A 7,749-nucleotide genomic window follows, 5' to 3' on the forward strand; every position below is an offset into this window, starting at 1 on the left:
GAGCCGGCCCGCCGGCCCGGCGGCTGGCCCACGGCCTCCGCCCCCGGCCAGGGCGCGCCGCAGCCTGCGGCTCCCGCCCCGGCCCCCGCTCCCGCGCAGGCGGCCCCGGCGGCGCCCGGTCCTGGCCTCGCGCAGGGTGCCGGTCAGGTGCGGAACATGTGGCCGGAGATCCTGGAGGCCGTCAAGAACCGCCGTCGCTTCACCTGGATCCTGCTCAGCCAGAACGCACAGGTCACCGGCTTCGACGGCACGACCCTCCAGCTGGGCTTCATCAACGCCGGTGCCAGGGACAACTTCGCGAGCAGCGGCAGCGAGGAGGTCCTGAAGCAGGCTCTGGCCGAGCAGTTCAACGTGCAGTGGAAGGTCGAGGCGATCGTCGACCCGTCCGGCGGTTCCGGCGGCCCGGGCGGATCCGCTCCTCCGTCGGGCGGCCCCGGCGGCTACGGCAACCAGGGCGGCTACGGCCAGGGCAGGCCGCAGCCCGCCGCCCCGGCCTCCCCGCCCGCGCCGGCGCCCGCCGCGCCTGCGCCGCAGTACGACCGGGCCCCGTCGCAGCCGTCGCACCAGGCCTCCGCTGCTCCCGTGCCGCAGTCCTCGCCGGAGCCGCCCCGTCCCTCGGAGCAGTACGCACCGCCCCCGGTGTCCATCGAGGACGACGTTCCGGAGGCGGACGATCCGGACCTGGTGGACTCCGCGCTGTCGGGCCACGACCTCATCGTGCGCGAGCTCGGTGCCACGGTCGTGGAGGAATATACGAACGAGTAGCGGCCTCTCCCTCGGAGGCCCGTACGACAGGCAGGGGCGTCCGGCGGTTAGGCTGACTGCCGTGAAGGTCCTCGTCATCGGCGGCGGCGCCCGCGAACATGCCCTGTGCCGCTCTCTGTCCCTCGATCCCGACGTCACCGCTCTGCACTGCGCGCCCGGAAACGCCGGTATCGCGGAGGTCGCCGAGCTCCACCCGGTCGACCAGATGGACGGCGCGGCCGTCGCGGAGCTCGCCACCGGGCTCGGAGCCGGGCTCGTCGTCGTCGGCCCCGAGGCTCCCCTCGTCGCCGGTGTCGCCGACGCCGTGCGCCGGGTGGGCATCCCCTGCTTCGGCCCCTCCAAGGAGGCGGCGGAGCTGGAGGGCTCCAAGGCGTTCGCCAAGGACGTGATGGCCGCCGCGGGAGTGCCGACGGCGCGCAGCTACGTCTGCACGACCCCGGAGGAGATCGACGAGGCGCTCGACGCCTTCGGAGCCCCGTACGTCGTCAAGGACGACGGCCTGGCGGCCGGCAAGGGTGTCGTCGTCACCGACGACGTCGCCGCCGCCCGCGAGCACGCGCTGGCCTGCGGCCGGGTCGTGATCGAGGAGTTCCTCGACGGTCCCGAGGTGTCCCTGTTCGCCATCACCGACGGCGTGACGGTCCTCCCCCTCCAGCCCGCGCAGGACTTCAAGCGCGCCCTCGACGACGACGAGGGACCCAACACGGGCGGCATGGGTGCCTACTCGCCGCTGCCCTGGGCCGACCCGAAGCTGGTCGACGAGGTCATGGCGAGCGTGCTCCAGCCGACCGTGGACGAGCTGCGCCGTCGTGGCACGCCGTTCTCGGGCCTGCTGTACGCGGGGCTGGCGATCACCTCGCGCGGTGTGCGGGTGATCGAGTTCAACGCCCGCTTCGGTGACCCCGAGACGCAGGTCGTCCTGGCCCGTCTCAAGACGCCGCTGGCGCGTGTGCTGCTCCATGCGGCGAAGGGCACGCTGGACACCGAGCCCCCGCTCACCTGGCGCGACGACGCGGCCGTGACCGTCGTCGTCGCCTCGCACAACTACCCGGGCACCCCGCGCACCGGCGACCCGATCGAGGGCCTCGATGCCGTCGCGGCCGAGGACGCGCCCCACGCGTACGTGCTGCACGCCGGTACGAAGCGGGACGGCGACGCGGTCGTGAGCGCGGGCGGTCGGGTGCTGTCGGTCACGGCGACCGGCAAGGACCTCACCGAGGCCCGTGAGCGGGCCTACCGGGCCGTGGGCAGGATCCGCCTCGACGGGTCGCAGCACCGCACGGACATCGCCCGCAAGGCCGCCGAGGCCCGTCTCGGCGCCTGAGCCGGCCCGTCCGCGCCCTGGCGACCCCGGCCCGTCCGCCCTCGCGCAGATCCGGCCGCGCCCGCCCTCGCGCAGATCCGGCCGCGCCCGCCCTCGCGCACCCGGCCCGTCCGGCCTGCGCACGGGCTCGTCCGCCCTGGCGCACACGGCCCGGCAACGGCCCCCCTCGCACGCCGGCCCGGACCGACCGCGTGCGGCCCGACGAGGCCGCGGGCGACACCTCGCACCGCCGTACGACGCCCGCCCGGACATTCCGTCGGGGCGGGCGATCCTTTACCCAAAGCCATTCCATCGGGTGACGGCTTCCCTATCCGGATGACGGCCGCCAAAGCCCCAACTATGGTGCGGCGCAAGCATTCCGGCACTTGGCCCACCGGCATTGCGATGTCAGTGGGCGATGCCACAGTGGGGGAGTGACCAACACCGTCGCAGGGCAGAGGGGGTGAGGTCCGGCCGTGTCCGGTACCGGTATCGGTGAGTCGATGGGCGCCAGGGGCGCGCGTGCCAAGGCACTGGCCGTGCTGCGTATCCGCAGCAGGGCGGTCGCGGCGGCACTCCTCCCGGCGGCCGTCGCCGTCGTTCTGTTCGCAGGCGGGGCGACGGGCCACATGGCAGGCGGCGGCTGGGACATCGCCCGCTGGGCCGTCACGGTCTGCGCGCTCGTCGTGCTGGTGACCGCGGCGGTCGTGACCGCGATGATCGTGCGTGCCTCCCCCGCGCTGAGCCCGACCGTGGAGCTGCCGGAGCGTTCCGCCCCGGATCTCTACCGGCTGGTGAGGGATCTGGCGGAGCGCCTCGAGGTGCCCGCGCCATCGGCGCTGGCGCTGACGCCGGACTGCGACAGCTGGCTCGAGGACCGTTCGCACCCGGCGCACTCGATATCCGGTGGCCGGCGTCGCACGGGCGAGGCTCCGGTGCTGGTCATCGGTTCGCCGTTCCTGTGGTGGATGCGGGTGGCCGAGCTGCGCGCGGTGCTCGCTCCGGTCGTCGCGGGCACCGGGTCCGCCGCCGATCCCGACATAGCCGCCGCCCGCCGTTTCGTACGGGGGCTGGACGCTGTGGTCGCCGATGCCGCCCGCTCCGGCCAGGGCAGGACGCGCAAGCTGCTGTCCCGCTTCGTCGGCAGGACCGCGAGGCTGCTGCTCCGCAGCTGTCAGGACCAGGCCGCGGGCATGGAGCGCTGGGTCGCCGCGGCCGCGTCGGAGCGCGCACAGGCTGTGGACTACGGGCTGCGGATCGTGGCGCAGGAACAGGTCGGCCTGGCGTACGCGGGCTGGGACCGGTTGCTGACGAGGGTCGCGCTCCCCGCCTGGCGGATGGGCCGCTGGCCCTCCCGGCTGGACGCCGGTGTGGTGTCCGCCCTGACCGAGCTGTCGCGCCGGGACCGCCTTGCCGAGGGCTTCACCTCCCGGCTGGGCGAGCGCCCGGCCTGCGACCTGCTGGAGGAGCCGGGCGCGGTCGACGAGGCGGCGTCGCTGCTGGCCGCGCGTCTCTTCCACGGCGGTCCCGCCGGCCAGGGCCCCGACTGGGCGCCGGTCGACTGGCAGCAGTATCCGGAGGAGGTCGTGGACCGGAAGTGGCGTACGGAAGCGGCCCGTATCCACCAGGTTCTCGACGAGCTCGGCGTCGCGCCGTCAAGGGGGCCGCAGGGCCCGACGCTGGTCCGGGTCATGGACCACCTGTCCGCACGGCCCGGCGGAGAGGCGAGCGAAGCCCTGGCCGCCGTGCTGACCGCCCGTGTGGCGCGTGAGGAGGCACTCGCGGAGCCCGTGGCCGGGGCCGGGGACCACCCGGTGGACGCGTCCGAGGACGCCCTGGCGCTCTGGGGCGGCGGCGATCCGCTGCCGCTCATGCCGCTTCAGCCGCCGCGCACCGGCCGCGAACTGCTCGCCGACCATGTCGTCGCGATGGTGTGCTGCACGGCGGTCGACACCGTCGGCGCGGTGCCGGGTCTGGACTGGCTCGACGGTCCGGCGCTCCTGGTCGACGGCGAGCGGCGGGCGGATCTGGCGGCGCCCGTGCTGAGCCTGGTCGAGGACGGGGACGCGCAACCGCTGCGGGTCTGGCTGGGTTCCCTCGGAGTCCGCCCGGAGAAGCCGGTCCGCCTTGTCTGAAGGGCGCCTGTCGGGCGGAGCCGCGCCGGACCGGCCGCTCCCGGCCCGGTCCGGATGCCAGGTGCCGGGCGCGACAGGAAGCACCAAGCGGAGCGATCTCATCCGGTTCCGTTCTCCTTGCCGTCAATTCGCGACGAACGGTGACGGACTGCATGCGTAATGTGATGTGCTGGAGACCGGCGCTGAACAGGTCGGCGCGGCGCGGTTGTCACAGGGGCACCGAGGGAGGGGGCAGGCATGGGGGCGGATCAGATCCGGCGATGGGAATCGGGCGCTCTCGCGCACGCCGTCTCCGATCCCTTCGGCCAGGGCCCGCTGCCCTGGCTGCGCGGCAGTGAGAACTACTTCGACGACACCGGCCAGGTGGTTCCCTGGTACGCCGATCCGAGCCTGGCCCGCGGCGGCTCCGGCGGCCCCCGTACCGCGGACGACGTGCGCCGTCAGGTCAAGGGATTCGTGAGTCCCGGAGCGGCCGCCCCCGGCGAGGCCGTCGACTTCCACATCACGGTGGATCCCCCGCAGCAGTTCTCCGTCGACGTCTACCGGATCGGCCACTACGGCGGCGACGGCGCCGCCAAGATCACCACGAGCCCCCGGCTCTCGGGGATCGTCCAGCCTCCGCCGCTCACCGCCGACCGCACGGTCTCCTGCCACCACTGGTGGCTCTCGTGGCGGCTCCAGATCCCCTCGTACTGGTCCGTCGGCGCCTACGTCGCCGTGCTGACCACCCTGGACGGGTACCGCTCGCACATCCCCTTCACGGTCCGCGACGACCACCCCGCGGACCTGCTCCTGCTGCTGCCCGACGTCACATGGCAGGCGTACAACCTCTACCCGGAGGACGGCCGCACCGGCGCCAGCCTCTATCACGCCTGGGGCGAGGACGGCAGGCTGCTGGGCGAGGAGGACGCCGCGACCACGGTCTCCTTCGACCGTCCGTACGCGGGCGCCGGCCTCCCGCTCCATGTCGGCCACGCCTACGACTTCATCCGCTGGGCCGAGCGGTACGGCTACGACCTCGCCTACGCCGACACCCGCGACCTGCACGCCGGACGCATCGATCCGGCCCGCTACCGCGGCCTGGTCTTCCCCGGCCACGACGAGTACTGGTCGGCCCCCATGCGCCGGGCGGTGGAGCTGGCCCGCGACCGGGGAACGTCTCTCGTCTTCCTCTCCGCCAACACCATGTACTGGCAGGTCGAGCTCTCACCGTCGCCGTCAGGCGTCCCCGACCGGCTGCTGACCTGCCGCAAACGCCGTGGTCCCGGAAAGCCCGCGCTGTGGCGCGAGGTGGACCGGGCCGAGCAGCAGCTGATGGGCATCCAGTACGCGGGCCGGGTGCCCGAGCCGTCCCCGCTGGTCGTACGGAACGCGGACCACTGGCTGTGGGAGGCCACCGGCGCGGGGGAGGGCGACGAGCTTCCCGGCCTGGTCGCCGGAGAGGCCGACCGGTACTTCCCGCGCACGGCACTGCCCGAGCACGAGGGCCGGATCCTGCTCGCACACTCCCCGTACCTGGACGGCGACGGCACGGTCCGCCACCAGGAGACCTCCCTCTACCGGGCGCCCTCCGGCGCCCTGGTCTTCGCCTCCGGGACCTTCGCGTGGTCCCCGGCCCTGGACCGGCCCGGCCATGTCGACCCCCGGATCCAGCGGGCGACCGCCAATCTCCTGGACCGCATCTGCAAGCGTGACTAGTCCCCGTCCGTAGGACCCGGGGCTCGGAGCGCCCCGGGCCCTTGGCCGGCCGGCGGGGCCTGTCGCACCCTGACCAGGTGGGTCCGGCCCGCGTACGGGACAATCGGAGCTGTTGTTCACAGCCACGGGGAGGAACCGTGTCCGGATTCGTCGAAAAGCCCGAGCCGCTGCAGGTGCCCGGCCTGGTGCATCTGCACACCGGCAAGGTGCGCGACCTGTACCAGAACGAGGCGGGCGACCTCGTGATGGTCGCCAGCGATCGCATGTCGGCGTACGACTGGGTGCTGCCCACCGAGATCCCCGACAAGGGCCGGGTCCTGACCCAGCTCTCGCTGTGGTGGTTCGAACGCCTCGAGGACCTGATCGGCAACCACGTCATCTCCACCGAGCTGCCTCCCGGCGCGCCCGCGGACTGGGCCGGTCGCACGATGGTGTGCAAGTCGCTGCGCATGGTCCCGGTCGAGTGCGTGGCCCGCGGCTACCTCACCGGATCGGGTCTCGCCGAGTACCGGCAGAGCCGCACCGTGTGCGGTCTGGCGCTCCCCGAGGGCCTGAGCGACGGCTCCGAGCTCCCCGCCCCGATCTTCACGCCCGCGACCAAGGCCGCCGTCGGGGACCACGACGAGAACGTGAGCTACGAGGAGGTCGCCCGCCAGGTCGGCGCCGAGACCGCCGCCCACCTGCGCCAATCGACCCTCGCCGTCTACTCCCGGGCCCGTGACATCGCCCGCGGACGGGGCATCATCCTGGCCGACACGAAGTTCGAGTTCGGCTTCGACGGTGACAGGCTGCTCATCGCCGACGAGGTGCTCACCCCGGACTCGTCCCGGTTCTGGCCGGCGGCGAGCTGGCAGCCGGGCCGCGCCCAGCCGTCGTACGACAAGCAGTACGTCCGGGACTGGCTGACCTCGCCGGAGTCCGGCTGGGACCGGAACAGCGAGCAGCCGCCGCCCGCACTGCCGCAGGAGGTCGTGGACGCGACCCGCGCCAAGTACGTGGAGGCCTACGAACTCCTGACCGGCGCGACCTGGTCCTAGCGGGACGCCCGGACACGAAGAAGCCCCCGGCCGAAAGGCCGGGGGCTTCTTTCCTTGAGCGGACGACGAGATTCGAACTCGCGACCCTCACCTTGGCAAGGTGATGCTCTACCAACTGAGCCACGTCCGCATGCGCCGTAGCGCGGAGCCCACTATACCCAAACTCGGCGGTGCGCGAGACGCACCACCGACCGGAGTTCTCCTCACGGCCCGGCAGGGCCGGACGCGAGGGCATTCCGCATCGCCGGCCGGCGCCGGTGCGACTTCTTCGTGACGGCGAGCCGGCTCGTCCGGACGGTGATCCTCTCGCGCTTTCCCAAGGTCGTGGGTGAGCGCACTCCAAGAGGGCTTCGGCAGTCAACTCGCGCTGTCCGGAGGGATTTCCGGCGCATCGGAGGATGTCCGCCGGCCGCCGACGTTCTCGGGCCGGGCCCTCGCGCGGCCGTCACGAGCACTCCCGGCGAGGGCCTCGGTCGGCCTGTGCGGCCGGGCGTGATCATGGTTCGTCGGCGCACGTCGGCTGTGGGCACTGTCACAACCGGGATGATCAGGTCCGGCTGCGCGGTCTCCACATCGCCTTTGCCGGTCACGCGCTCGGCGGGGTCATTTGCCGCCGGCGCCACCCGTCCGCAGATGAGCTGCCCGTCCGCCCATGAGGAGAAGCCCGGCCAGGAAGAAACCCCGGAGTATGACGAAGGCCCGGAGCACGACGAAGGCCCCGGTCGCAATGACCGGGGCCTTCGTTCTCTGAGCGGACGACGAGATTCGAACTCGCGACCCTCACCTTGGCAAGGTGATGCTCTACCAACTC

At 73.0% G+C, this 7,749-nt stretch carries 4 protein-coding genes, 1 tRNA gene and 1 pseudogene; 5 read left to right on the forward strand and 1 reads right to left on the reverse strand.

What is annotated here, in order from left to right:
* From ACWGH4_RS26500 to ACWGH4_RS26520, 5 genes and pseudogenes are all read left to right on the forward strand, one after another.
* Nucleotides 1-765, forward strand: a pseudogene (locus tag ACWGH4_RS26500) (DNA polymerase III subunit gamma and tau); the annotation flags it as partial.
* Between the two features lie 61 nt (nt 766-826).
* On the forward strand, nt 827-2,089 hold the full coding sequence (purD, locus tag ACWGH4_RS26505; RefSeq protein ID WP_453465380.1) for a phosphoribosylamine--glycine ligase: 1,263 nt from the start codon (nt 827-829) through the stop codon (nt 2,087-2,089).
* A gap of 455 nt (nt 2,090-2,544) precedes the next feature.
* The gene (locus ACWGH4_RS26510; protein ID WP_453465382.1) at nt 2,545-4,203 is read left to right on the forward strand and encodes a hypothetical protein; all 1,659 of its coding nucleotides are present in this window, start codon (nt 2,545-2,547) and stop codon (nt 4,201-4,203) included.
* 237 nt (nt 4,204-4,440) lie between these two features.
* Nucleotides 4,441-5,901, forward strand: a complete 1,461-nt coding sequence (locus tag ACWGH4_RS26515; RefSeq protein WP_453465384.1) for a N,N-dimethylformamidase beta subunit family domain-containing protein — start codon at nt 4,441-4,443, stop codon at nt 5,899-5,901.
* Nucleotides 5,902-6,038: 137 nt separating this feature from the next.
* On the forward strand, nt 6,039-6,938 hold the full coding sequence (locus ACWGH4_RS26520; RefSeq protein ID WP_441263217.1) for a phosphoribosylaminoimidazolesuccinocarboxamide synthase: 900 nt from the start codon (nt 6,039-6,041) through the stop codon (nt 6,936-6,938).
* A 57-nt stretch (nt 6,939-6,995) separates the two neighbouring features.
* Here ACWGH4_RS26520 and ACWGH4_RS26525 read toward each other — a convergent pair.
* Nucleotides 6,996-7,068: transfer RNA gene (locus ACWGH4_RS26525), tRNA-Gly, on the reverse strand.
* Nucleotides 7,069-7,749: the final 681 nt, after the last annotated feature.

The organism is Streptomyces sp. NPDC054847, from assembly GCF_053610925.1.